Origin of the sequence: Streptomyces sp. AN091965 (assembly GCF_022698285.1) — a bacterium.
Taxonomy (GTDB): Bacteria; Actinomycetota; Actinomycetes; order Streptomycetales; family Streptomycetaceae; genus Streptomyces.
The window spans coordinates 2,241,405-2,264,826 of sequence record NZ_JALDMY010000001.1; the positions used below are offsets into that span (position 1 = coordinate 2,241,405).

Sequence of the window (23,422 nt, forward strand, 5' to 3'; positions counted from 1 at the left end):
GCCGGGGGGGGGAGACCTCGTGCGCCGGGCAGACAAGGCACGCGTGCGCTGGGCGGCGAAGGCACCCGTGGCCCGTGGGCCGGAGCGAGAAGGCCCGCGGCGAGCAGACCGAGGAGAACAGGCCGGGGAGGAAGGCCGGGGTGAACCAGCCGAAGAAGCAGGCCGGGGAGAACAGGCCGAGGAAGAAAGCCGCGGTGAACAGACCGGGGAACAAGGGCCGTGGTGAACGGGCCGGAGAGGAAGGCCAGGGAGAACAGGTCCGGGAACAAGGCCGGGGAGAAGGGCCGTGGTGAACGGGACGGGGAGAAAAGAACAGCCCGCGCAGCTCCCCAGCTGCGCGGGCTGTGTGCCGTCCGCCGCACCCCCGTCCCCACGGGGTTTCATGGCCGGATGTCCCCGCCCGGACCGCTCTTCCGGGCCTGGGGCGCCGCTCAGCGCCCCAGCATCTCGCCCACGGACGACGCTTGTGTGAGCACTGCCTCCCAGCCGCCGAAGGCGACGATCAGCAGCGCTGCCAGGGGGAGGACCATGAGCGTGGCCACCAGCGGGTGGCGCGTTCCGGACGGCCGGACGCCCAGGGTGGAGAGCCTGCGTCCCTGTGTGCGGATCATGGTCCGCGGCGCGGTGTCCGCCATGGCCGCTCTCCCTTCCTGACTTTGTTGTTGTGCGTGAAGGTTCATGGGCAGCGGCGGGTGTCTGACCTCGGGGGACGAGTGCTGCACCCGCCGCTTGACCTCAAATTTAGGCGTGTGGGGCGCGGCGCACGTCATGCCCTCGTACCGATTGGCGGGCCTCCCGGAGGATGACCGCTCGTCACACAAGTACTCCCGTGGGTGGAGATGGAGACCTAGGTCCTTCCTAGGACTCAGGGTCTTCCCTGAGGGGACGCCCGATTCGCTCGGAGCTGTCCTCTCTCGGGACGGGCTGCTCGACCAGGGCCAGGACGCGGGTCGCCATGAACCGCGCGGTGCGCACGACGGAGCCGCTGCGGGTGACTTCGCTCACTTCGACCACTCCCCTGCGGACGGCGGTCTCCACACGGCGGCCCGCCCTGCTCGCCACCACTTCGTACGTACGCGTCGTGTCCCCGGCGTCCACGACTATCTCCACGCGATCACCCTTCACGGGATCAATCCCCCTTCGACGGTGGGTGGTTGGGGGTGCGGGTGGCGGCGATGAGCCCTGGGCGCGCGCCACCTGACCACTTTTCAAGTTTCGCACCGGGCACTGACAATCGATCGGCCCGTGAGGGCGCGGCCTCTGCACGGCCCGGGCCGTGGAAACGTAAGCTGTGGCTCGTCAGACGGACCGGGCAGCGGGGATGAACATGGCGATGATGCGCCTGAGGCGCGAGGACCCGCGTGTCGTCGGCTCGTTCAGGCTGCACAGGCGGCTGGGCGCCGGCGGGATGGGTGTCGTCTATCTGGGCTCCGACCGTCGCGGGCAGCGTGTGGCACTGAAGGTGATCCGGCCCGATCTGGCCGAGGACCAGGAGTTCCGTTCGCGCTTCGCGCGGGAGGTCTCGGCCGCCCGGCGCATCCGCGGCGGGTGCACCGCCCGGCTCGTCGCCGCCGATCTGGAGGCCGACCGGCCCTGGTTCGCCACGCAGTACGTGCCCGGTCCCTCGCTGCACGACAAGGTCGCCGCCGAAGGGCCGCTGTCCGCCGCCGAGGTCGCCGTCGTCGGCTCCGCGCTCTCCGAGGGGCTCGTCGCCGTGCACGAGGCCGGTGTGGTGCACCGCGACCTCAAGCCGTCGAACATCCTGCTGTCCCCGAAGGGGCCGCGGATCATCGACTTCGGGATCGCCTGGGCCACCGGCGCCTCGACCCTGACGCACGTCGGCACGGCCGTCGGCTCGCCCGGCTTCCTGGCGCCCGAGCAGGTGCGCGGCGCCGCGGTCACGCCCGCCACGGACGTCTTCGCGCTCGGGGCGACCCTCGCGTACGCGTCGATGGCGGACTCGCCCTTCGGACACGGCAGTTCCGAGGTCATGCTCTACCGGGTCGTCCACGAGGAGGCCCAGCTGCGCGGTGTGCCGGACGCGCTCGCGCCGCTGCTCAGGGCCTGTCTCGCCAAGGACCCGGAGGAACGTCCCAGCACGCTCCAACTGTCGCTGCGGCTCAAGGAGATCGCGGCCCGCGAGGCGCAGGGCCTCAGCGACGTGCGGCCGCCCGCGCCGCGCCAGGAGCAGCACGAGCGCCCGACGGGCCGCCTCGCCGCCGAGTACGCCGATCAGCGCACGCAGCGCCGCGCGGCCCCGGGCACTCCCCCGCCGCGCACCGGCCCGTCCCGGACGGGGGGCTTCCGCGACGGTGGTCCGCGTACGGGCGGCTCGAAGACCGGTGGTTCGCGGACCGGCGGCTCGCGGCCCTCGGCGCCGCGCGACACCCGGGGCTCCACCGGCAGCAGGCCGGGACCGCGCAGCGGCACCGGACGGCAGGGGCCGCGCACCACCGGTACGCGGCTGCGGCCCGCCAACCCCCGGCTGCTGCGGCAGCGGCTCTTCGTGTTCGTGGTGGTGACGCTGCTCGTGGCCCTGGGGATCGCGGCCGCGCAGGGGTGCCAGGGGCCCGCGCGGGGGCTCGACGACGTCCGCCAGGGGCCGGGCGTCAGCGACGTGCGCCAGCCGCACGACAGCGGTTCGTGACCGCCGGGGCCGCGGGCCCCGGCTCAGATCCGCAGGACCGCTGAGGGGTCAGGGCGCGGGGCGGCCCGTCGCCACGGCGTAGAAGGCCACCGCGGCCGCCGCGCCCACGTTCAGGGAGTCGACGCCGTGCGCCATCGGGATGCGCACCCATTCGTCGGCGGCGACCAGGGCCTGCCGGGACAGGCCTTCACCCTCGGCGCCGAGCATCAGCGCCACGCGCTCCATGCGGTGGGGGGCGACCTCGTCGAGGGTCTTGGCCTTCTCGTCGGGGGTCAGGGCGAGCAGGTCGTAGCCCGCTGCGCACACCCCTTCCAGGCCCTTGGGCCAGGAGTCCAGACGGGCGTACGGCACGGAGAAGACCGCACCCATGGAGACCTTCACGGAACGGCGGTACAGGGGGTCGGCGCAGTCCGGGGAGAGCAGGACGGCGTCCATGCCGAGGGCGGCAGCCGATCGAAAGATCGCGCCGATGTTCGTGTGGTCGTTCACGGCCTCCATCACCACCACGCGGCGGTGGGTCCGCAGGAGTTCGTCGGCCGTGGGCAGCGGCCTGCGCTGCATGGAGGCGAGGGCACCGCGGTGCACGTGGTAGCCGGTGACCCGCTCGGCGAGCTCGGGGCTGACCGCGTAGACCGGGGCGGGCACCTCGTCGATGACGTCGCGCATGACGTCGACCCACTTGGCGGAGAGCAGCATCGACCGCATCTCGTAGCCCGCGAGCTTGGCGCGCCGGATCACCTTCTCGCCCTCGGCGATGAACAGGCCCTCGGCGGGCTCGCGCCTGCGGCGCAGCTCGACGTCGGTCAGGCCGGTGTAGTCGCGCAGGCGCGGGTCGTCCGGGTCCTCGATGGTTTCGATGCTGCTGAGATCGGCCACAGGGTGATACTGCCTTGTCCAGGGAGTGGTGCCAACGGCTGCGGGGGTGTTCCGTTACCGATGGTTACGGTTACGGGTTCCGGGGCTCGTGGTGGGGGGTCTCGGGGCGCGCTCCGGTGGCGGCCACGGCCACCACGTCGCCGACGACGATGACCGCCGGGGGCTTCACCTCGTGGGTGCGTACCGCGTCGGCGACCGTCGCCAGGGTGGCGTCGACGCGGCGCTGGGCGGCCGTCGTGCCCTCCTGGATGAGGGCGACGGGGGTGTCGGCGGGCTTGCCGTGGGCGGTCAGTGCCTCGGCGATCTTGCCGATCTTGTCGACGCCCATGAGGATGACGAGCGTGCCGCGCAGCTTGGCCAGGGCGGGCCAGTCGACGAGGGAGCGCTCGTCGTCGGGGGCCACGTGCCCGCTGACCACGGTGAACTCATGGGCCACACCGCGGTGTGTGACCGGGATGCCCGCGGCGCTCGGCACCGAGATCGAGCTGGAGATGCCGGGGACCACCGTGCAGGGGATGCCCGCCTCGGCCAGGGCCTGGAGCTCCTCCATGCCGCGGCCGAAGACGTAGGGGTCGCCGCCCTTGAGGCGGACCACCGTCCTGCCCCGCTTGGCGTGCTCGATCAGGGCGTTGTTGATGGCCTCCTGGGCCATGAAGCGGCCGTACGGGATCTTCGCCGCGTCGATCACCTCGACGTGCGGGGGCAGCTCGGCGAGCAGGTCGCGCGGGCCCAGGCGGTCGGCGATGACCACGTCCGCCTCGGCCAGGAGCCTGCGGCCGCGGACCGTGATCAGGTCCGGGTCGCCGGGGCCGCCGCCGACGAGGGAGACGGCGCCGGTGGGCGGGGTCCCGCCGGTGGGGGCGGAGCCGAGGGCCCGGGCCCGGGCGCGGTGGTGCGGGGCCACGAGGGTGCCGTCGCGCAGGCCCTCCACCACGGCGTCGCGGATGGCGGCGGTGTGGCGGGGGTCGCGCTCCTTGGCGTCCGTGGTGAGGACGGCGACGGTGACGCCCGCGCTGTGGCCGGTGGCCGGGGTCCAGGCGGTGGCCTCGTCGGCGTCGTCGGAGCGGACGCACCAGACGCGGCCGCGCTCCCCCTCGGCCGAGGCCCGGGTGTTGGCGTCGGGGTCGCTGGTGGAGATCAGGGCGTACCAGGCGCCGGTGAGGTCGCCCTCCTCGTACCGGCGCCGGTGCCAGGTGATCTCGCCCGAGGTCGCCATCGCCTCCACCGACGGGGTGGCGGACGGCGAGACGAGGTGGACGTCGGCGCCCGCCGCGATGAGGGCGGGGAGGCGGCGCTGGGCCACCTGTCCCGCGCCGAGGACCACGACGCGGCGGCCGGTGAGGCGGAGGCCTACGGGGTAGGCGGGGTGTACGGCCATGGCGGTGCGGCTCCTCGTCGGGGCAGGAGGGTGGGCGCTACTGCTCTGGAGCGGCCCTGACGTGCGGATTTTAGAGGTGGCTTCAGCGTACGGCGGGGGCGGGGCAGGGGCGGGGCGGACGCCGGGCCTCCCCGTCGTCCGCCCCGCCCGGTGCCGCGCTACTTCTCCGTCACGCCCGCCGAGTCGAACGTGGCCACCTCGTGCATCGCCCGTGCCGCGCTCTGCACGATCGGCAGGGCCAGGAGGGCGCCGGTGCCCTCGCCCAGGCGGAGGTCCAGATCCACCAGGGGGCGCAGGCCGAGCTTGTTCAGGGCGGCCACGTGGCCGGGCTCGGCGCTGCGGTGGCCCGCGATGCAGGCGGCGAGGACCTCGGGCGCGATGGCGCGGGCCACCAGGGCGGCAGCGCCCGCGCTGACGCCGTCCAGGATCACCGGGGTGCGCAGGGAGGCGCCGCCGAGGAGCAGGCCGACCATCGCCGCGTGCTCCAGGCCGCCGATGGCCGCGAGGACGCCGATGGGGTCGGCCGGGTCCGGCCGGTGCAGTTCCAGGGCGCGGCGGACGACCTCGACCTTGCGGGCGTGCATCTCGTCGTTGATGCCGGTGCCGCGGCCGGTGACCTCAAGGGGGTCCAGGTCCGTGTAGACGGAGATCAGGGCCGCGGACGCGGTGGTGTTGGCGATGCCCATCTCGCCGGTCAGGAGGGCCTTGTTGCCCGCCGCGACCAGGTCGCGGGCCGTCTCGATGCCGACCTCGACAGCGGCCTTGACCTCGTCGCGGGTCAGGGCCGGGCCCGTGGTCATGTCGGCCGTGCCGGGCCTGATCTTGCGGGGCAGCAGGCCGGGCGTGGCCGGGAGCTCGCTGGCCACACCGACGTCGATCACGCAGACCTCGGCGCCGACCTGGGTGGCGAAGGCGTTGCAGACGGCGCCGCCGCCCAGGAAGTTGGCGACCATCTGCCCGGTCACCTCCTGCGGCCAGGCCGTGACGCCCTGGGCGTGCACTCCGTGGTCGCCCGCGAAGATCGCGACGGCGGCGGGCTCCGGGATCGGCGGCGGGCACATCCGGGACAGGCCGGACAGCTGCGCGGAGATGATCTCGAGCATGCCGAGCGCCCCGGCGGGCTTGGTCATGCGCTTCTGCCGGTCCCAGGCCTCGCCGAGCGCCTTGGCGTCCAGCGGGCGGATGTTGCCGACGGTCTCGGCGAGCAGGTCGTGCGGGTCCTCGCCGGGCAGCGCGCGGCGGCCGTACGTCTCCTCGTGGACGACCCACGACAGCGGGCGGCGCTTCGACCAGCCCGCCTGCATCAGCTCGGGCTCCTCGGGGAACTCGTCGACGTAACCGACGCAGAGGTACGCCACGACCTCCAGGTGCTCCGGCAGGCCCAGGGTGCGGACCATCTCGCGCTCGTCGAAGAAGCTGACCCAGCCGACGCCGAGGCCCTCGGCGCGGGCCGCGAGCCACAGGTTCTCCACCGCGAGCGCGGAGGAGTACGGGGCCATCTGCGGCTGGGTGTGGCGGCCCAGGGTGTGGCGGCCGCCGCGGGTGGGGTCGGCGGTGACGACGATGTTCACCGGGGTGTCGAGGATGGCCTCGATCTTCAGTTCCTTGAACTGCTTGGCGCGGCCCTTGGGGAGCGACTTCGCGTAGGCCTCGCGCTGGCGCTGGGCCAGTTCGTGCATGGTTCTGCGGGTCTCGGCGGAGCGGATGACCACGAAGTCCCAGGGCTGGGAGTGGCCCACGGAGGGCGCGGTGTGGGCCGCCTCCAGGACGCGGAGCAGCACCTCGTGCGGGATGGGGTCGCTGCGGAAGCCGTTGCGGATGTCGCGGCGCTCGCGCATCACGCGCAGGACGGCCTCGCGCTCGGCGTCGGCGTAGCCCGGGGCGGGCGGGTCGAGCGGGGTCACGGGCTCGACGGGCACCGCGGAGTCGGCCGGGAGGGGCTCGGCGAGGTCGGACTCGTCCTGGACCGCCGGGGCGGCGAGGTCCTCGGGGCCTTCGGGGCCCTCCGGCAGGGGCTCGGGGCGACCGGTGGCTTCCTCGGGGCCCGTGGGGGCGGCGAGGTCGGGTGCCGGGGCCTCGTCGGCCGGGGCGGCGGGGTCGGTCGGTTCGGCCGGGTGAGGTGCGTGCATCGGCTCGTCGGGGTCGGTCGTCTCCTGGGCGGGCGGCAGCTGGCCGTCCGCCACGGCGACGGGTGCGGGTGCCGCGGTGGCGGCGGGAGCGGCGGTGGGCCGGTCGCCGTCGCGGGGTGCGGGCACGGTGGGTACGGGCTGCTCCCCGGGCTCGGCGTGCGCCCCGGTGACGGGGAGGGCCTCGGGAGCGGCGGCCTCGGGGACGGGCCACTCCTGCGGCACGGCCTCCTCGGCGTCCGGCAGCTGGGCCGCCGGTACGGGTGCGGGGGACGCGGCGGCGTCCGGTACGGGCCCCTGGGGCGCGGCAGGCGGCTCCTGCGCGGCCGTCCCGTCGGGCTGCTGCGGAGCGAAGTACTCCGGAGGCACGGCGAGCGGTCGCGGGGGCGTCGGCGCCAGGTGCGGAGTGGTCGGCACCGAGCCTTCGACGGGCACGAACTGCCCCAGCGGAGGCGGCACTTGGGCGTCCTGGCCGGGGACGGCCGGGGGCAGCTGCGCGCCGGCCTCGGGCCACGGCTGGGCGGCGTCGGGGGCCTGCGGGGTGACGGCGGCGGCCTCGGGCTGCGCGGCCGACGGGCCCGGGGACGCCAGGTCGGCGAACGGCACCGGGACGCCCTGGTCGTCGACGACGGGCAGCGCGTGCGGCACCGGGACGCCCGGCGCGACCCGGACGGTGACGGCTTCGGAGGGGTCGGGCGCGCCCTCGGCGACCGGGGCATCGACGCCGTCCGTGCCCGCCGTGGTCGCGGCGGTCGCGGTGGCCTCGGCCGGGCCGTCCGTAGCGTCCTGGCCGGATTCCGGCACGGTGGGCTCGGGGACGGCGGAATGCGCCGGCGCGTCCGCGCCGGGGGCGTGCGGAACGGCTGCGTCCGCGAAGCCGGGAGCGTCCGGGGCATCGGAGGTGAGGGCGGCGGTTTCGGCGCCTTCCATCTGCGCGGGGCCCACGACGTGCGCCGACGGCATCTCCTGCGCGCCCTCGGGCGCCACCGCGTCACCGGCCGCACCCGATGCCTCGACCGGCTCCGGGACGGCGCCCTCGGCGGACGGCTGGTCCGCGAGGGACGCGTTCTCCGGTGCGGGGGTGGCTTCTGTCGCGGGGGTGGCTTCTGTGACGACAGCAGCGTCCGTGCCGTCGGAGGCTTCTGTCACTGTGGAAGCGCTTGAGGCGTCGGTGACGTTGGCGGTGACCGCTTCTGTGATGTGCGAGGCGTCTGTGGCGTCTGCGGTGTCTGTGGCGTCCACGGCGCTCGGGGTGTCTGTGGCACTCGGGGTACTCGTGGTGTCAGTGACGTCCGAAGCATCCGAGGTGTCCGAGGCGTCCGTGACCACCAGGGCCACCGGGGCTGCCGGGGCCATTGGGTCTGACGAGATCGGTGGGGCGGCGAGGACGGCCGGGTCGCCGGGGGCCCCCGGGGCCTCGGTGACGTCTGGGACGACCGTTTCTGCAGGCGTCCCCTGGGGGTTCTGCTGCGGTACGACCGGGGCCTGCTGGGGCTCCGCGCCCCAGGGCATCGCGCCCTGCGGCGGGATCTCGCCGAGCTGCGGGCCGGGCAGGGCGCCGGTGTCCTCGCGCGGGACGTCCAGGTACTCGGGACCGCTGGTGGGCGGGCCCGGCCGACGTACCGGCACGGCGTTCGGGGCGCTGCCCGCGGGGCCTCGGTCGGCGAGCGAGAGCACGGGCCTCGCGGCGCCGTCGGGGACGGCGGGCGCGGCCGGGCCGCGGTGCAGCGGGCGGCGGGAGGTCCCGTGGTGCGAGGCCGGGGTGTGCGCGGGGCCCGAGGGCAGCGGGACGCCGGTCAGGTCGACCGAGCCGCTGTCACGGCCCGCCGTCTCGTGCGGTCCGGGCTGGTGCGCGGCCTGCTCCTGGGCGAAGGGGGCCGGGGCCGCGACGGGCTGCGCCTGGACTGCCTGAACTGCCTGCATCGGCACCTGCGCCTGGTCGGCCTGGGCCTGACCTGCCGGTACCTGCTCCGCCGGGGCCTGGCCGACCGCTCCGAGCTGCGCGGCCTGCCCGACCGGCACCGCGACCGCGGCCGCCTGGCCGAACGCCGCGGGGGCGCCCTGCGCCTGCGCGAACTGCGCCGACACCGCGCCCGGCTGGGCGGGTACACCCGGCGCGCCGCCCTGCGGCACTCCCTGCGGCACGCCCTGGGGTCCGGCCGTCCGCACGGGCGCCGCCGGGGCGGCCTGCGGTCCGGTCGGCGGCTGCTGCGCGATGCCCGGCTGCGCGGCCTGCGCCTCGCTCCACGCGCCCTGGGCACCCGGCATCAGCAGCAGGTCGTCGTCCTCGGCGGGATGCTCGGAGGGATCGAGGAAGGTGTAGGGGCCCGGCGCGGGGACGCCCGACTGCTCCACCATGCCTGCGCTCTCCGGCAGCCCCTCGCCCGGGACCTGGCCGGTGTCGGTCATGCGTACCCCTCGCCCATCGGTTAGTCCTTCTGTGACCGCCCGTCATCCACAACGAGCTCGCGAGCCGCGCGGCAACGCGCCGCGTTCGGACCACAAGGCATTGTCGCGGTTGCTCCGCCACCGCGGCAGCGTGATCGGCCACGGTCCGCTGTGGACTGCGCCACGTCGCGCGTCCAGCGGTCCCGCCGTACCACACGCACCCCCCAAAACGGGCGAGCTTTCCGGACATTGAGCAAGGAATCGCCGGACACCCGGGTGCGGTACAACGATCGGCCAGCCTACCGCGCACGGCGCGGTAGGAGGGCCGCCAGGGTCACGCGGTGCGGTCGAGGAGCAGCCCGGAGAGCAGGAAGACGACGCTCCGCTTCCGCTCCGTCCAGGCGCGGGTGTCGAGTTCGACGGACTGCAGGAGGGCGCACTCGACGGCGTATCCGTGCTCCGACAGGTTCCGGCCGAGGAGTTCGGCGGCGTCGCGGGTGGGGGCGTGGGTGACGATGCGCTCCGGGCGCCGGTCGGCGGCGGCGGACACCACCGCCGCTCCCCCGCCCCCGACGCGTACGACGTCGGGCTCGGGGAGGCTTTCGAGGACGTGCGGCGCGGTGCCGTGCACGACGTGGGCGGGCACGCCGAAGCGGCGCGCGACGGCCGTGGTCCGGGCGCAGGCGTCCGGGTCGCGGTCCACCGCGATGACGGCCGCGCCGAAGCGCGCGGCCTCCGCGGCGAACGCGCCGCTGCCGCAGCCGATGTCCCAGACCAGGTCGCCCACGCGGGGGCCGAGGCGGGCGAGTTGGGCGGCGCGGATGCGGTCGGTCTCGCCCTCGCCGAGCTCGTGCTCACCGCCGTACGCGGCGGCGGGCAGCGCCCAGCCGCGCGGGTCCGTACCGGGGTCGCGGCCCGCGATCCAGCCGCTGTCGTGGGCGACGTGGCCGCCCATGACGATGACGACGTTGGGGTCGCGCCAGGTGTGGTCGGCCGCCTTGTCGGAGGCGACCACGGAGACCCGCTCCCGCGCGGTGCCGAGCTCCTCGCAGACGACGAAGGTGCGGTGGACGCCTTCGAGGAGCAGCCCGAGCTCCGCGGGCCCGGCGCCGGGCGAGGTGAGCACGGCGACCTTGCTGTGCGCGCGGCAGACGTTCACGGCGCGGCGCAGCGTGCGCCGGTGGGCGACCACGACCTGGGCGTCGTCCCAGGGCATGCCCGCGCGGGCGAAGGCCTGGGCGACGGCGGAGACGGCGGGGACGACCTCGACCTCGAGGCCGAACTCCGGGGCGCGCAGGGTGCGGACGACGCCGAAGAAGCCGGGGTCGCCGTCCGCGAGGACGACCGCCGTGCCGCGGTGCGCGGCGATGCGGCGGGCGGCGAGGCCGACGCTGCCGAGGCGGATGCGCTCGGCCGTCGGGGGGACCTCGGGGAGTGCGAGGTGGTGGGCGGCGCCCGCCACGAGTGTCGCGGCGCCAAGGGCGGAGCGTGCCGCGGTGGTCAGCGGCGAGCCGTCCCAGCCGATCACCGTGACCCGGTCGGCCATCGTCGTCTGTCTCCTGGGATCGCGGGTCGTCGGATGGGAGGCCGATGGGTGCGGCCCGGTGGGAGCGTACCTGGTGGCGCCCTGCCGGGGACGCCGGGCGGCCGACGACGAGGCAGCGGCGGGACCGGGCCGGTCCGGCTGGGGAGGGAAGACCGAGGGGAACATACCCGGCCGCACCCGGCCACAGACGCCGACCAGCGAACCGCGTACGCACTGGCACCCGACCACGGACGACCGACGACGGCACCGCAGCGAGACCCAGCCCGTCCGGCTCGGCAAGGAAAACCGAAGGGAGCGTACCCAGTAGCACCCGACCACGGACGGCCGACGACGGCACCGCAGCGAGATCGAGCCCGTCCGGCGATTGAGGACGAGGCCGCAGGCCGACGCATCCGCCCACGCCGCCCGAGGCGCTAGTTCCAGTCGGAGAACGCCGTCAGGTGTTCCGAGACGCCTTCGAGGTCCTCCGGCAGGAGGCTCCACACGATGAGGTCGGTGCGCAGGTCGATCCAGCCGCCGAGGGGGTCGCCGCCGTTTCTGACCCGTGCTATCCAGGCGCCGCGCAGGACGCCCTCGCTGATGCAGCCGATCTTCTGCGCGACCTGCTGCGCGGCGGTGTTGTCGGCGGCGGTGCGCAGCTCGATGCGCTCGAACTTCTGGTCGTGGAAGAGCCACTGGGCGGTGGCGAGCGCGGCCTCGGACGCGTAGCCCTCGCCGCGGGCCCAGGGCGCGGTCACGTAGTTGAGCTCGGTGGACCGCACCCGCCAGTCGGTGCGGCGCAGCTGGACGGTGCCCACCAGGCGCTGGGTGAGGAACTCGGTGACGGCGAGGGAGATGCCGTGCCCCGCGGCCCGCTCGGCGGGGGCGAGCTCGGTGATCCAGGCGTGCGCGTCCGCCTCGGTGTACGGCTGGGGCGCGGCGGTCCAGGCGGTGACGAGCTCGTCGTTCATCATCTCCGCGTAGGCGGGGACGTCGGCCTCGTCGAGAGGGCGCAGCACCAGCCGCTCCGTGCTGATGGAGATGTCGGGAAACCCCGAGGAGCCCCTGGAGGCTGTAGTCATGCGCCGCTCCGTAACCTTCATGGGCCTGTCGCTCCGTGAACCTTCGTGGCCCTGGGGGACCTTCAGACCTGCTGAAGGGTTCAGCATGCAGCATGCTGACGCCTCGTCGCACCACGGGGTCCGCTCCGCGTCGCGAAGAGGACCCCGTGGGTGCGGCGCCGGTGCCGACGCGTGTCAGCCCGTCGTGACGGGCAGCACCGACCCCTTGTACTTGTCCTCGATGAACTTCTTCACCTCGGGCGACTTCAGGAGCTTGGCGAGCTTCCTGACCTTCGGGTCGTCCTCGTGGCCCTTCTTCACGGCGAGGACGTTGTTGTACGGGTTGTCCTTCACCGACTCCAGGAGGACGGCGTCCTTCTTGGGGCTCAGGCCCGCGTCGAGCGCGAAGTTGTTGTTGATGACGGCCGCGTCGACGTCCTTCAGGGAGCGCGGCAGCTGCGCGGGCTCCAACGGCTTGATCGTGAGCTTCTTCGGGTTGGCCGCGATGTCCTCGGGGGTGGCGTTCGCGCCCGCGTCCTTCTTGAGCCCGATGACGCCCTTGGAGGCGAGCAGCTGGAGGGCCCGGCCTTCGTTGGTGGTGTCGTTCGGGACGGCGACGACGGCTCCGGAGCGGAGCCCGGTGACGTCGTCGAGGTCCTTGCCGCCGTCGGCGTACACGCCCATCGGCGGCAGGTAGACCTCGGTCACCGGCACCAGGTCCGCCTTCTTGGAGGAGTTGAAGTCCTTCAAGTAGGGGGTGTGCTGGTAGAGGTTGGCGTCGAGGGAGCCCTCCTGGAGGGCGGTGTTCGGCGCGACGTAGTCGGTGAACTCGCGGATCTGGAGGTCGAGGCCCTCCTTCTTCGCCAGGTTCTGCTGGACGTACTCCAGGACCTCACCGGCCGGGGTCGGGGTGGCCCCGACGACGAGCGTGTCGCCGTCGGAGCCGGAACCCGAGCCGCAGGCGGTCAGGCCGAGCGCCAGGGCCAGGGCCCCGGCCGCCACGGCTGTGCCCGGCGTCCGCATGTCAGAAGGCCGCGACGACGGCGCCGTCGTACTTGTCCTCGATGAACTTCTTGACCTCGGGCGAGGTGAGGAGCTTGGCGAGCTTCTTCACGCGCGGGTCGTTCTCGTTGCCCTTCTTCACGGCGAGGAAGTTGCCGTAGGGGTTGCCCTTGGCCTTCTCGGCGACGAGGGCGTCCTTGGCGGGGCTGAGGTCGGCCTCCAGGGCGTAGTTGCCGTTGATCACCGCGGCGTCGACGTCCTTGATGGTGCGCGGCAGGGCCGCGGCCTCCAGCTCCTTGAACTTCAGGCCCTTCGGGTTGGACGCGATGTCCTTGGGGGTGGCCTCGAAGCCGACGCCGTCCTTGAGCTTGATGACGCCGTTGTCCGCGAGGAGCTTGAGGGCGCGGGCCTCGTTGGTGGTGTCGTTCGGGACGGCGACCGTCGCGCCCTTCTTGAGGTCGTCGAGGTTCTCGATCTTCTTCGAGTAGAGGCCCAGCGGCTCCAGGTGCACCGTGCCGTTGGGGACGGGGACGATGTCCGTCTGGTTCTTCTTGTTGAAGTCGTCGAGGTACGGCTTGTGCTGGAAGTAGTTCGCGAAGACCTCACCCTGCTGCGTCGCCGTGTTCGGCGTGACGTAGTCGGTGAACTCCTTGACCTCCAGGTCGAGGCCCGCCTTCTTCGCCAGCTTCTGCTTGACGAAGTCGAGGATCTGGCCCTGCGGGGTCGGGGTCGCGGCGACGACGAGCGCGCCGTCCTTGTCGCCCGCGGAGTCCTTGTCCGAGCCGCAGGCGGTGAGCCCCAGGGTGAGGGCTCCGGCGGTCAGGACAGCAGCGGTGATCTTGGTGGTGTTACGCACGAAAAGTGCCTTTCTCCATGGGTGGTACACGCCCGCGGTCGGTGGCTGCGGGGTGGTGCTGGGTACTCGCTTGGGCGAACTCAGCGAACTCTGGGGCTCAGGAGGCCTTGGCGGGCTCGGCCTCGGCCGTGACGGTCTTCGGGGTCTTGGCGCGCAGCAGCTTCAGCTTCGGCGCGGCCCCCGAGTGACCGCCGCGCCGGTGGAGCCTGCGGGCGGCGTAGTCGCCGGCGAACTGGATGATCGAGATGACCACGGCGAGGATGCCGACGGTGATCCACATCAGCTCGGTCTCGAAGCGCTGGTAGCCGTAGCGGACCGCGAGGTCGCCGAGGCCGCCCGCGCCGACGGTGCCGGTGATCGCCGAGTAGCCGATGAGGGCGACGACGGTCGTGGTGGCGCTGGAGATGAGCGACGGCAGCGACTCGGGCACGAGGACCTTGCGGACCACGGTCCAGGTGTTGCCGCCCATCGACTGCACGGCCTCGACCAGGCCGTGGTCGACCTCGCGCACGGCCGTCTCGACCAGGCGGGCGAAGAACGGGATGGCGCTGATCGCGAGCGGCACGATCGCGGCCTCGCGGCCGATGGTGGTGCCGACGATGGAGCGCGTGAAGCCCATCAGGGCGACCATGAGGATGATGAACGGCATCGAGCGGCCGATGTTCACGACCTGCCCGATCACCTTGTTCACGACGACGTTCTGCAGCAGGCCGCCGCGGTCGGTGAGCACCAGGAGGAGGCCGAGCGGCAGACCGGCGGCGACGGCGATCAGCGCCGACCAGCCGACCATGTAGAGGGTGTCCCAACAGGCCTGCTCCAGCAGGGGCTGCATTTCGTCCCAGGTCACTTGGCACCTTCCTTCACCAGCACGGAGTCCTGCGGTGCGGGCGTGTCGTGCCCGGCGACGTCGACCTGGAGGCCCTGCTCGCGCAGGAAGCCGATGGGCACGACGTTCTCCTCGAAGCGGCCGGGCAGCTCGATGCGCATGCGGCCGACCTGCTTGCCCCCGACGGTGTCCATGGCGGCGCCGAGGATCGAGATGTCGATGTTGTACGTGCGCGACAGCTGGGAGATGACCGGCTGCGTCGCGGCCTCGCCGTGGAAGGTGACGTCGACGACGGTGCGCTGGTCGCCCGTCGCGGCGCCGCTGAGCGGGAACAGCGCGGCGGCGAGCTGCGAGCCGGGCGTGGCCAGGAGCTCGCTGACGGTGCCGGACTCCACGATCTGCCCGCGCTCCATCAGGGCGGCCGAGTCGCAGACGGTCTTGACGACGTCCATCTCGTGCGTGATGAGCAGGACGGTCAGGCCGAGCTGCCGGTTGAGGTCGCGGAGCAGCTGGAGGATGGAGCGGGTGGTCTCCGGGTCGAGGGCGCTGGTGGCCTCGTCGGAGAGCAGCACCTTCGGGTCGCCCGCGAGGGCGCGGGCGATGCCGACGCGCTGCTTCTGGCCGCCGGAGAGCTGTGCCGGGTAGGACTTGGCCTTGTCGGCGAGGCCGACGAGGTCGAGCAGGTCGAGCGCCTTGCGGGTGCGCTCCTTGCCGGACAGGCCGAGGATTTCGAGCGGCAGCTCGACGTTGTCCTGCACGGTGCGCGAGGACAGCAGGTTGAAGTGCTGGAAGACCATGCCGATGCGGCTGCGGGCGGCCCGCAGCTCCCGGCCCGCGCGCGGGCCGCGTCCGGCGAGGGCGGTGAGGTCCTGACCCGCCACCGTCACGGTGCCGGAGCTGGGGCGCTCCAGGAGGTTCACGCAGCGGATGAGCGAGGACTTGCCGGCGCCGGACTGGCCGATGACGCCGTACACCTCGCCTTCGCGCACGTGGAGGTCGACTCCGTCGAGGGCGGTTACTTCACGACCGCGTGAGCGGTAGACCTTGGTAAGGCCGGAAGTGGTGATCACTGGGTTTCCGTCACTGTCGAGTGCGCGGCGCGTGGTGTCGCCGGGGCACGGGGCATTCGTTCGGAACGCGGCACGGTTCTCGCGGTGGCGGTGGAACCGGAGGACGTGTGCGCGGGGGCGGGCTCTCGCTTCCGCTACGTCGCCTGCGGGCGGAACGTGGGGACGCGGGGCACGGCGGCTTCGCTTCGGGGCGCGAGGCTCAGTGGTACAGGGGCCCTCAGAAGGCGCACATTCGACACATACAACGAGCACCGGGCGTCGTCATCGCCTCGGTCGCAAGGGTGCGGCTGCTCGTCGTGGTCATGCGGACAGTAAAACACGCGGGCGGCATCGCACCGCCACCATTGTCCGAATAGCGGACGCCTCATGCCCGCCTGTCGGACGCACGGTGTCGCCTCACCGGCCCCTTCGGGCACCCGTGACGATCTCCACCCCACCCGCCGTGGCCTGCGCCGACACCTCCGAGAGGTCGTTCACGAGGACGTCGGCGGACAGCTCGGCCGCGGGGTGCGTTGTGGTCAACGCCACGGTGGTCATGCCCGCGGCCCGGCCCGCCGTGAGACCCGCGGGGGCGTCCTCGAAGACCACGCAGCGCGCCGGGTCGACGCCGAGGGTCCGTGCGGCGAGCAGGAAGGGCTCCGGGTCGGGCTTGCCGCGGGTGATGTCGTCGGCCGCGATCAGGGTCTTGGGGCGGATGCCCACCTCGTCGAGGCGGGCCTCGGCCAGGCGGCGGGTGGCGGAGGTGACCACGGCCCAGCGCTCGGGCGGCAGCGAGGCGAGCAGGTCGAGGGTGCCGGGCAGCGCGACGACACCGCCCGCGACGTCGGAGACCTCCAGCTCCTCGATGCGCGCGACCGCCGCCGCGACCCGCTCGGCGGGCAGCAGGTCGGCCACGATCTCGGCGGCGGGGCGCCCGTGCAGCTCGACCCGCGCGAAGTCCTCGGCGGTGATGCCGTACTCCCCCGCCCAGCGCGTCCAGCAGCGCGTGACCGACTCCATCGAGGAGATGAGGGTGCCGTCGTTGTCGAACAGGAGCGCTTCGGCCCGCAGGGTCTGGGGTTCGGCCTGGGTGTTCATGGAGATCGACGATACGTGGGCCGCCCCCGGCGGGACCCGGGCCCCCGGGGCCGCGCGCATCGGGCCTTTTGGCCCGTAATAGGGTCTCGGCATGCTTGTTGCCCTGACCGTCGCGACCTCCGTGGCCGCGCTCGCGCTCGCGGCCTGGTGCGGCTTCGCCGCCTACCGGGACCAGCCGACGAAGGACTGGCACTTCATCGGCATGGGCGTGGTCACCCTCCTCGCCCTGCTCCAGCTGATCGTCGGCATCGTGCAGCTGGCCCGGGGCGAGGACCCGGAGCAGGGCACGACGATCTTCGTGTCGTATCTGATCGGCTCGTTCGCCTGCGTTCCGGCGGCGGGGTTCATGTCGCTCGCGGAGCGCACCCGCTGGGGCTCGGCGACCGTCGCCGCGGGCGGCGTGGTCCTCGCCGTGCTCGAAGTGCGTCTGTACGACATCTGGGGAGGCTGAGGTGGCCGTGACCGAATCCGGATCCGGAGAGGCTCCCGAGCGGAGCGGGCCGCGGAGGCAGAAGCTGATCACGGGCCCCGGCATCCTGCTGGTGTGGCTGTACGGCGTGATGGTCGTCGGCGCCGTGTCCCGCTCGGCGGTGCAGATCTCCACGGACTTCGACAAGGCGCCGCTGGCCTACACCCTGTCGGCGCTCGCCGGTGTGGTCTACGGCTTCATCACGTACTCGCTGGTGCGCGGCGGCGAGACGGCCCGCAGGGCGGCGCTGGTGTGCTGCGCCGCCGAGCTGGTCGGCGTGCTCGGGGTCGGGGCCTGGACCCTGGCGGAGCCGTCCGCGTTCCCGGACGCGACGGTGTGGTCGGACTTCGGCATGGGGTACCTCTTCATCCCCGTGCTGCTTCCGGTCACCGCCCTGTACTGGCTGCGCCGCTCCAGGCGGCCCTGACCCGCGCCCCGGCGGGGGCGCGGGGAGCCCTGGGCGCCCGTCCGGTGGACAGACCCTAGGCGCTGGCTACGAACGCCGGTGCCGGGGCGACCTCGGTGACGTCCTTGGCGAGCGTCACCACCGTCAGCCGCTCGTCCACGCGCCGCGTGCTCACCGGCGCGTACCCGTGCTTGCGGTACAGCTGGAGGTTGCTCTCGCTGCGGTGCCCGGTGAAGAGCTCGAAGCGGCGGGCGGCGCCGCCCTCGCCCAGGCGTCGCTCTATCGCGTCGAGCAGCCGCCCGCCCAGGCCGTGCCGCTGCATCCGGGGGTGGACGACGAGCTTGCCGACGCGCGCCGTGCCCGCCCCGTCGACGCTGGCCCGCACGGAGGCCACGACCTCGGCGCCGAGCCGCGCGACCAGGACGGTGCCCCCGGCCAGCTCCGCCTTGAGGGAGTCGAGGGTCTGGGTCAGGGGCTCGATCGAGTAGTCGCCGTACAGCTCGGCCTCGCTCTGGTAGCAGAGGTACTGCAGTTTGAGGATCTGCTCGGCGGCGTCCTGGTCGTCGGCTGCCGCCTCGGAGATGGTCACGCTCATGCCCATGTGTGCATGCCTCCCGCTCACCTGCTCCACCGGTTGTCCTTCACTCCTTTCCCCACGGGCCAGGAGTCGCAACCTCTTGCGCGAGCATTCTGCGCAGGCATCCCAGGCACCGGGAACGTTCTGGCCCCAAAGATCCTTGTGACATTCCCAACTCTCCTGCGATTTCACGGTAAGTGAGGTCCTTGGGCGACAGAAGTGCAGCCAGGAGCCGAGGACACCGTCCGGGGAGCTTGCGGACGGCCGCGTGCAGGATCCGGTGCCGGTCGGCCCGCAGCACGCGCTGCTCGGGACCGCCCTGGAGGTCGTCGGCCGGTTCGGTGACGTACGACCGCTCGCGGCGGGCGGCGTGGCGGCTGCGGTGGGCCTCGTCGCGGACGGCGGTGCGCAGCCAGCCCGCGGGGTCGGCGAGCGACCCCTTGGCGTCCAGGTGTTCGATCAGGCGCAGCCACACGGCCTGCTCGAGGTCGCCGGGTTCGGCGCCGGAGCCGTGCGCCTCCGCCGAGGCCTCCGCGGCGAGCAGCGGACGCAGGGCGGTGACGAGGTCGGGCGAGAGCGAGGGCGTCATATCCGCGACGACGCGGCCGTTTCGGCGCCGGGTTTCCGAAACGGCCGCGGCTCACTCCAACCGGGAGTTCCCCGTCATCCGTTGACAGGGCCGCCGTCGCGGAAGTCGGCGGCGGCGAGGAGCGCCGTGTCCGCGTTGTCGGAGAAGATCCCGTCGATGCCGGTGGCGAAGTACTTCTTGAACGCGCCGAAGGCGTCGCCGTACGCGTTGGGGTCCGTGCCCTTCTTGAAGTCGGCGGGCAGGAAGGTGTTCTCGTTGCGCATCGTGTACGGATGCAGGATCAGGTCCTCGGCATGCGCGTCGCGCACCAGCGTGGTCGGCTCCAGGAGCCTGCCGTCCGGGCCCTTGGGGATGATCAGGTCCAGGGTCGGGCCGATGCCCTTGGCGTACGAGGCCATCCAGCGCAGGCCCTCGGGCTTGATGAGGTCGGCGACGGTGCGCGGGTCGCCCGCCTCGACGAAGTCCCAGGGGCGGGAGTTCGCGGACGACAGCAGGACCACGCCGGGCGCGTCGACGAGCTTGCGCAGCCGCTGGATGCTGCTGGGCTCGAAGGACTGCAGGAAGTTCGGCGAGTGCCTGCGGTGGCGGTTGTAGCGGCGCAGGAGCTTGGCGAGGGGCTCTTCGAGGCCGAGGCCCAGCTTGCGGAAGTACGTGGGGTGTTTGGTCTCGATGTGCAGCCAGACCCGGCGGCCGCGCTCGCGGCCCGCGCGCTCGGCCCAGCGCAGGACCTCCTCCAGGGTGGGGACGTCCCAGCGGCCGTCGTAGAGCGTGTTGCGCTGGCGGGTGCCGGGGATGCGCTCCTTGGCGCGCAGCGTCTTCAGCTCGGCGAGCGTGAAGTCCTCGGTGAACCAGCCGGTGAGCTGGACGCCGTCCACGGACTTCGTCGTCTTGCGGTCCGCGAACTCCGGGTGCGCGGCGACGTCCGTGGTCGCGGTGATGTCGTTCTCGTGACGGCACACGAGGTGGCCGTCCTTGGTGGGCACGACGTCCTGCTCGATGACGTCCGCGCCCATGTCCAGGGCGAGTTGGTAGGAGCCGAGCGTGTGCTCGGGCCGGTAGCCGCTCGTGCCGCGGTGCGCGATGACGGTGGGCACCGGCAGCTCGCCGCCGTGCCCGTGGCCCTTTCCGTGGCGGCCCTCGGCTCTCGCCACGCCGGGCGCGCCCGCGACGGCCCCGCCCGCGCCGAGGACCGCGGCCCCCAGGACCGCCCGCCGCCCCGGGCTCGTCCCCGTCCGCCGCTCGGCCGTCGCGCCGTATTCCTCGTTCGCCATGAGGGCTCCCTCTTCGTGTACTGCCGTGTGCCGCCTTGCACCTGACAAAGCGGCACCGATCGTAGGTGGCGACAGGTGACGTACGGGAGACCCGGGGTCGAACGTACGGGTGACGCGCGATGGCCGAAGGCCGCATGGGGCGCGAAGGCGCACGGGCCCGGCGCGGGAGAACGCCGGGCTTCAAGGCGTCCGGGCCCCGGGGAGGGCTTCGGGACGCGGCCCCCGGGGAGCGTGAGAAGGGCCACTCGGACAAGCGGCGCAGTTCGTACGGCGATACGGTCGTGCTGGTAGGACCCTCGTGGGGCAAGGGGCGCGCAAACTCAGGTCAACTCTGCGTATCGGTCGCATGAACCCGATGTGCGTTCAACGGGGACCCGCGAGTATGGTCCTCACCTGCAGCGACTTGCCGTCGACCCGTTGACACCGGAGGAACCGTTGTCCCGTCTAGCGCTCCTGAAGGCAGTGCTCGGACCGATCTTGCGCCTGACGTTCCGCACGCGGGTAGAGGGTGCCGAGAACATCCCCGGGACCGGTCCCGTCATCCTGGCCGGAAACCACCTGACGTTCATCGACTCGATGATCCTGCCCGTGATCTGTGACCGGCCGGTCTACTTCATCGGCAAGGACGAGTACGTCACGGGCAAGGGCCTCAAGGGCCGCGCGATGGCCTGGTTCTTCACCGGCGTCGGCATGATCCCGGTGGACCGCGACGGCGGCCGGGGCGGCGTGGCCGCGCTGATGACCGGCAAGCGGGTCCTGGACGACGGCCAGATGTTCGGCATCTACCCGGAGGGCACCCGCTCCCCCGACGGCCGCCTCTACCGCGGCCGCACGGGCATCGCCCGGCTCACGCTGATGACGGGCGCGCCGGTGGTGCCGTTCGCCATGATCGGCACGGACAAGCTGCAGCCGGGCGGCAAGGGCCTGCCGCGCCCCGGCCGGGTGACGGTCCGCTTCGGCGAGCCGATGGAGTTCTCGCGCTACGACGGCATGGACCGCGACCGCTATGTGCTGCGCGCGGTGACCGACTCCGTGATGACGGAGGTCATGCGCCTGTCCGGGCAGGAGTACGTGGACATGTACGCCACGAAGGCGAAGGCGGCCTGAGCCGGGCCGCGACACGGCGAAGGGCCGCACCCCGCGCGGGGTGCGGCCCTTCGCCGTGTACGGGCGGCGGTGGCGTCAGGGGTGCTCGACGCCCTCCTCCAGCTTCTGCCCCTTGAGCAGGAACCAGGCCGCGACCGCCGTGGCGAGCAGCACCGCGGCGCCCACGCCCGCGGCGACCCGCAGGCCGTCGACGAAGGCCTCCTGCGCCGCCGACACCAGGGGGCCCGCCGTGTGCTCCGGCAGCCCCGCGCTCGCCTCGACGGCGCCGCCGAGGGACTCATGGGCGGCCGCCGCGGCGTCGGGCGGGGTGCCGGCCGGGGCCGTGAAGTCGCGGTAGACGCCGGTGACGATGGAGCCGAGCAGGGCGATGCCGAGGGCCGCGCCCAGTTCGTACGCCGTCTCCGAGACCGCGGAGGCCGCGCCCGCCTGCTCCTTGGGCACGCTGGACAGGATCACGTCGGCGGTCACCGTGAAGGCGAAGCCCGCGCCGACGCCGACCACCAGGAGCGCGGCGCCGAGGAGCGGATAGCCCGTGTGCTGGCTCAGGGTGGTGAGCGAGGCGAGGGCGAGGCCCACCGCCGCGAGCCCGCCCGCGACCACGGAGCGCACCGAGAAGCGGCGTGCCACCAGGCCCGCGATCAGACCCGCCGTCACCGCGCCGAGCGCGGCGGGCAGCTCGGCGAGGCCCGCCTCGAACGGCCGCCTGCCCTGCACGAGTTGCAGGAACTGCGACAGGAAGAAGACCAGGCCGGACAGGCCGAGGATGGTCAGCAGGTCCGCCAGGACCGCGGCGGAGAAGCCGCGGTTGCGAAAGAGCCGCATGTCGAGCAGCGGCGCCTCGAGGGTGAGCTGTCGCCGGACGAACCAGGTGAGTGCCGCGACACCGATGACGCCCGCGGCGAGCACCTCCCAGCCCGCGCCGCCCGCCGCCGCCTCCTTGATCGAGTACACCACGGCGATCATGCCGATGAGCGACAGGGCGACGCTGATCAGGTCCCAGGGGCCGGGTGCGGGGTTCTTCGACTCGGGGAGCAGCTTGACGCCGACGAGGACGAGGACGGCCATCACGGGCAGGTTGATCAGGAAGACCGAGCCCCACCAGAAGTGTTCGAGCAGGAAGCCGCCGACGACCGGGCCGATCGCCGCGCCCGCCGAGGCCATCGCGCCCCACACGCCGACGGCGATGCTGCGCTCGCGCGGGTCGTGGAAGATGTTCCGGATCAGCGCGAGGGTCGAGGGCATCAGGGTGGCACCCGCGACACCGAGCAGCGCCCGGGCCAGGATCATCAGCTCCGGCGTGGTGGCGTAGGAGTTGAGCACGGACACCGCGCCGAAGGCGACGGCTCCGACGAGCAGCAGTTTCTTGCGGCCGATGCGGTCGCCGAGGCTGCCCATGGACACCAGCAGACCGGCGATCACGAAGGAGTAGACGTCGCCGATCCACAGGAGCTGGGTCCCCGACGGCTTGAGGTCCTCGCTGATGTACGGCGTCGCGAGGCCGAGGACGGTGGCGTCCACGGCGACGAGCAGGACGGCGAGGACGAGGACGGCCAGGGCCAGCCAGCGGCCGGGCGGCCGGGCCACCTCGGCCGGTGAGGTGCGCTGTGCGGTCCGGGTCACGATTCCACTCTCCGTTGTGCTCCGCCGATGAGCAGCTCGGCGATCATGTAGCTGAAGTCCTTGGCCGCGACGCGGCCGTCGAGGACGGCCCAGGCGCCGGAGCTGACGAGGCCGTACAGGGCCTCGGTGAGCCAGACCGGGGTCAGGTCGATGCGGAACTCGCCGCTCTCCTGACCGCGCCGGAACAGCTCGGCCACTCGGGTGTCGATCCGGGACCAGCCCTCGTGCTGGGTCTCGCCCTCGAACAGCGCGTTCTCCGTGACGAGGAACGCGAGCAGTCCGGCGGCGGGCTGGAGCTCCTTGACCAGGCGCCGCAGGGCGTCCCCGGCGCCGCCCTCGTCGAGGCGGGCGGCGTCCAGGGCGAGCTCGCACTCCCTCAGGCCGAGGTCTTCGAGCGCGCGGACGAGCGCGTCACGCCCGGCGAAGTGACGATGGAGGGTGGCCCGGCTGACGCCGGCGGCCTTCGCGACCTCGTCCATGGTCGCGGAGCCCTTGCGGGTGAGCAGGGCGGCGGCACTGCGCAGCACCTGGTCTCGGTCGACAGACATGAG

At 73.1% G+C, this 23,422-nt stretch carries 21 protein-coding genes; 4 read left to right on the forward strand and 17 right to left on the reverse strand.

Annotation, left to right across the window (positions count from 1 at the left end):
* Positions 1–431 precede the first annotated feature (431 nt).
* Entirely contained in the window at positions 432–635 is a 204-nt protein-coding gene (locus MQV74_RS09040; RefSeq protein WP_242715606.1) for a hypothetical protein, read from the reverse strand.
* A 223-nt stretch (positions 636–858) separates the two neighbouring features.
* Positions 859–1,125 carry a hypothetical protein gene (locus MQV74_RS09045; protein WP_242715608.1) on the reverse strand — a complete coding sequence of 89 codons (267 nt, stop codon included), beginning with the start codon at positions 1,123–1,125 and terminating at the stop codon, positions 859–861.
* A 196-nt stretch (positions 1,126–1,321) separates the two neighbouring features.
* On the opposite strand from MQV74_RS09045, the gene MQV74_RS09050 reads away from it, so the two are divergent.
* On the forward strand, positions 1,322–2,647 hold the full coding sequence (locus MQV74_RS09050; RefSeq protein ID WP_242728553.1) for a serine/threonine-protein kinase: 1,326 nt from the start codon (positions 1,322–1,324) through the stop codon (positions 2,645–2,647).
* 48 nt (positions 2,648–2,695) lie between these two features.
* Here the strand turns inward: MQV74_RS09050 and MQV74_RS09055 are convergent, their stop codons facing one another.
* From MQV74_RS09055 to MQV74_RS09100, 10 genes are all read right to left on the reverse strand, one after another.
* A complete protein-coding gene (locus MQV74_RS09055) occupies positions 2,696–3,523 on the reverse strand; it encodes a TrmH family RNA methyltransferase (RefSeq protein ID WP_242715610.1) in 828 nt (275 codons plus the stop codon).
* A 70-nt stretch (positions 3,524–3,593) separates the two neighbouring features.
* Complete coding sequence (gene cobA, locus MQV74_RS09060; protein ID WP_242715612.1) at positions 3,594–4,901, reverse strand: uroporphyrinogen-III C-methyltransferase; 1,308 nt, start codon at positions 4,899–4,901, stop codon at positions 3,594–3,596.
* A gap of 158 nt (positions 4,902–5,059) precedes the next feature.
* Positions 5,060–9,436, reverse strand: a complete 4,377-nt coding sequence (gene cobT / locus MQV74_RS09065) for a nicotinate-nucleotide--dimethylbenzimidazole phosphoribosyltransferase (RefSeq protein ID WP_242715614.1) — start codon at positions 9,434–9,436, stop codon at positions 5,060–5,062.
* 313 nt (positions 9,437–9,749) lie between these two features.
* Positions 9,750–10,961, reverse strand: a complete 1,212-nt coding sequence (gene cbiE, locus MQV74_RS09070; RefSeq protein WP_242715615.1) for a precorrin-6y C5,15-methyltransferase (decarboxylating) subunit CbiE — start codon at positions 10,959–10,961, stop codon at positions 9,750–9,752.
* 413 nt (positions 10,962–11,374) lie between these two features.
* Positions 11,375–12,022 (reverse strand): GNAT family N-acetyltransferase, encoded by a 648-nt coding sequence (locus MQV74_RS09075; protein ID WP_242715617.1) that lies wholly within the window; start codon positions 12,020–12,022, stop codon positions 11,375–11,377.
* Positions 12,023–12,196: 174 nt separating this feature from the next.
* Complete coding sequence (locus MQV74_RS09080; protein WP_242715619.1) at positions 12,197–13,024, reverse strand: MetQ/NlpA family ABC transporter substrate-binding protein; 828 nt, start codon at positions 13,022–13,024, stop codon at positions 12,197–12,199.
* Between the two features lies 1 nt (position 13,025).
* Positions 13,026–13,859, reverse strand: coding sequence for a MetQ/NlpA family ABC transporter substrate-binding protein (locus MQV74_RS09085; protein WP_242715627.1), 834 nt, complete (start codon positions 13,857–13,859; stop codon positions 13,026–13,028).
* A gap of 97 nt (positions 13,860–13,956) precedes the next feature.
* Positions 13,957–14,706, reverse strand: coding sequence for a methionine ABC transporter permease (locus MQV74_RS09090; protein ID WP_242715634.1), 750 nt, complete (start codon positions 14,704–14,706; stop codon positions 13,957–13,959).
* On the reverse strand, positions 14,703–15,755 hold the full coding sequence (locus tag MQV74_RS09095; protein WP_138958626.1) for a methionine ABC transporter ATP-binding protein: 1,053 nt from the start codon (positions 15,753–15,755) through the stop codon (positions 14,703–14,705). Before MQV74_RS09095 ends, MQV74_RS09090 begins: the two co-directional genes overlap by 4 nt.
* A 396-nt stretch (positions 15,756–16,151) precedes the next feature.
* Complete coding sequence (locus tag MQV74_RS09100; protein WP_242715636.1) at positions 16,152–16,832, reverse strand: HAD family hydrolase; 681 nt, start codon at positions 16,830–16,832, stop codon at positions 16,152–16,154.
* A 91-nt stretch (positions 16,833–16,923) separates the two neighbouring features.
* On the opposite strand from MQV74_RS09100, the gene MQV74_RS09105 reads away from it, so the two are divergent.
* Together MQV74_RS09105 and MQV74_RS09110 are read left to right on the forward strand one after the other, a co-directional pair.
* On the forward strand, positions 16,924–17,283 hold the full coding sequence (locus MQV74_RS09105) for a hypothetical protein (protein ID WP_242715638.1): 360 nt from the start codon (positions 16,924–16,926) through the stop codon (positions 17,281–17,283).
* A gap of 7 nt (positions 17,284–17,290) precedes the next feature.
* Entirely contained in the window at positions 17,291–17,728 is a 438-nt protein-coding gene (locus MQV74_RS09110) for a hypothetical protein (RefSeq protein WP_242728554.1), read from the forward strand.
* Positions 17,729–17,783: 55 nt separating this feature from the next.
* On the opposite strand, the gene MQV74_RS09115 is transcribed toward MQV74_RS09110, so the two are convergent.
* From MQV74_RS09115 to MQV74_RS09125, 3 genes are all read right to left on the reverse strand, one after another.
* The gene (locus tag MQV74_RS09115) at positions 17,784–18,308 is read right to left on the reverse strand and encodes a GNAT family N-acetyltransferase (protein ID WP_242715641.1); all 525 of its coding nucleotides are present in this window, start codon (positions 18,306–18,308) and stop codon (positions 17,784–17,786) included.
* A gap of 40 nt (positions 18,309–18,348) precedes the next feature.
* Positions 18,349–18,873: an RNA polymerase sigma factor gene (locus MQV74_RS09120; RefSeq protein WP_242715643.1), complete on the reverse strand. Its 525-nt coding sequence runs from the start codon at positions 18,871–18,873 to the stop codon at positions 18,349–18,351.
* Between the two features lie 74 nt (positions 18,874–18,947).
* The gene (locus MQV74_RS09125) at positions 18,948–20,144 is read right to left on the reverse strand and encodes a glycerophosphodiester phosphodiesterase (RefSeq protein WP_242715645.1); all 1,197 of its coding nucleotides are present in this window, start codon (positions 20,142–20,144) and stop codon (positions 18,948–18,950) included.
* Between the two features lie 393 nt (positions 20,145–20,537).
* Here MQV74_RS09125 and MQV74_RS09130 point away from each other — a divergent pair, with 393 nt between their 5' ends.
* A complete protein-coding gene (locus MQV74_RS09130; RefSeq protein WP_374120773.1) occupies positions 20,538–21,251 on the forward strand; it encodes a lysophospholipid acyltransferase family protein in 714 nt (237 codons plus the stop codon).
* Positions 21,252–21,326: 75 nt separating this feature from the next.
* Here MQV74_RS09130 and MQV74_RS09135 read toward each other — a convergent pair whose 3' ends face one another.
* Entirely contained in the window at positions 21,327–22,871 is a 1,545-nt protein-coding gene (locus tag MQV74_RS09135; protein WP_242715649.1) for an MFS transporter, read from the reverse strand.
* The gene (locus tag MQV74_RS09140) at positions 22,868–23,419 is read right to left on the reverse strand and encodes a TetR/AcrR family transcriptional regulator (protein WP_242715651.1); all 552 of its coding nucleotides are present in this window, start codon (positions 23,417–23,419) and stop codon (positions 22,868–22,870) included. Before MQV74_RS09140 ends, MQV74_RS09135 begins: the two co-directional genes overlap by 4 nt.
* Positions 23,420–23,422: the final 3 nt, after the last annotated feature.

Bases quoted from the DNA above. Each gene is read 5' to 3' on its own strand.
- MQV74_RS09140 (WP_242715651.1), bottom strand. From the start codon at position 23,419: ATGTCTGTCGACCGAGACCAGGTGCTGCGCAGTGCCGCCGCCCTGCTC.
- MQV74_RS09100 (WP_242715636.1), bottom strand. From the start codon at position 16,832: ATGAACACCCAGGCCGAACCCCAGACCCTGCGGGCCGAAGCGCTCCTG.
- MQV74_RS09040 (WP_242715606.1), bottom strand. From the start codon at position 635: ATGGCGGACACCGCGCCGCGGACCATGATCCGCACACAGGGACGCAGG.
- cobT (WP_242715614.1), bottom strand. From the start codon at position 9,436: ATGACCGACACCGGCCAGGTCCCGGGCGAGGGGCTGCCGGAGAGCGCA.
- MQV74_RS09105 (WP_242715638.1), top strand. From the start codon at position 16,924: ATGCTTGTTGCCCTGACCGTCGCGACCTCCGTGGCCGCGCTCGCGCTC.
- MQV74_RS09080 (WP_242715619.1), bottom strand. From the start codon at position 13,024: ATGCGGACGCCGGGCACAGCCGTGGCGGCCGGGGCCCTGGCCCTGGCG.
- cbiE (WP_242715615.1), bottom strand. From the start codon at position 10,961: ATGGCCGACCGGGTCACGGTGATCGGCTGGGACGGCTCGCCGCTGACC.
- MQV74_RS09120 (WP_242715643.1), bottom strand. From the start codon at position 18,873: ATGACGCCCTCGCTCTCGCCCGACCTCGTCACCGCCCTGCGTCCGCTG.
- MQV74_RS09050 (WP_242728553.1), top strand. From the start codon at position 1,322: ATGAACATGGCGATGATGCGCCTGAGGCGCGAGGACCCGCGTGTCGTC.
- MQV74_RS09115 (WP_242715641.1), bottom strand. From the start codon at position 18,308: ATGGGCATGAGCGTGACCATCTCCGAGGCGGCAGCCGACGACCAGGAC.
- MQV74_RS09075 (WP_242715617.1), bottom strand. From the start codon at position 12,022: ATGACTACAGCCTCCAGGGGCTCCTCGGGGTTTCCCGACATCTCCATC.
- cobA (WP_242715612.1), bottom strand. From the start codon at position 4,901: ATGGCCGTACACCCCGCCTACCCCGTAGGCCTCCGCCTCACCGGCCGC.
- MQV74_RS09125 (WP_242715645.1), bottom strand. From the start codon at position 20,144: ATGGCGAACGAGGAATACGGCGCGACGGCCGAGCGGCGGACGGGGACG.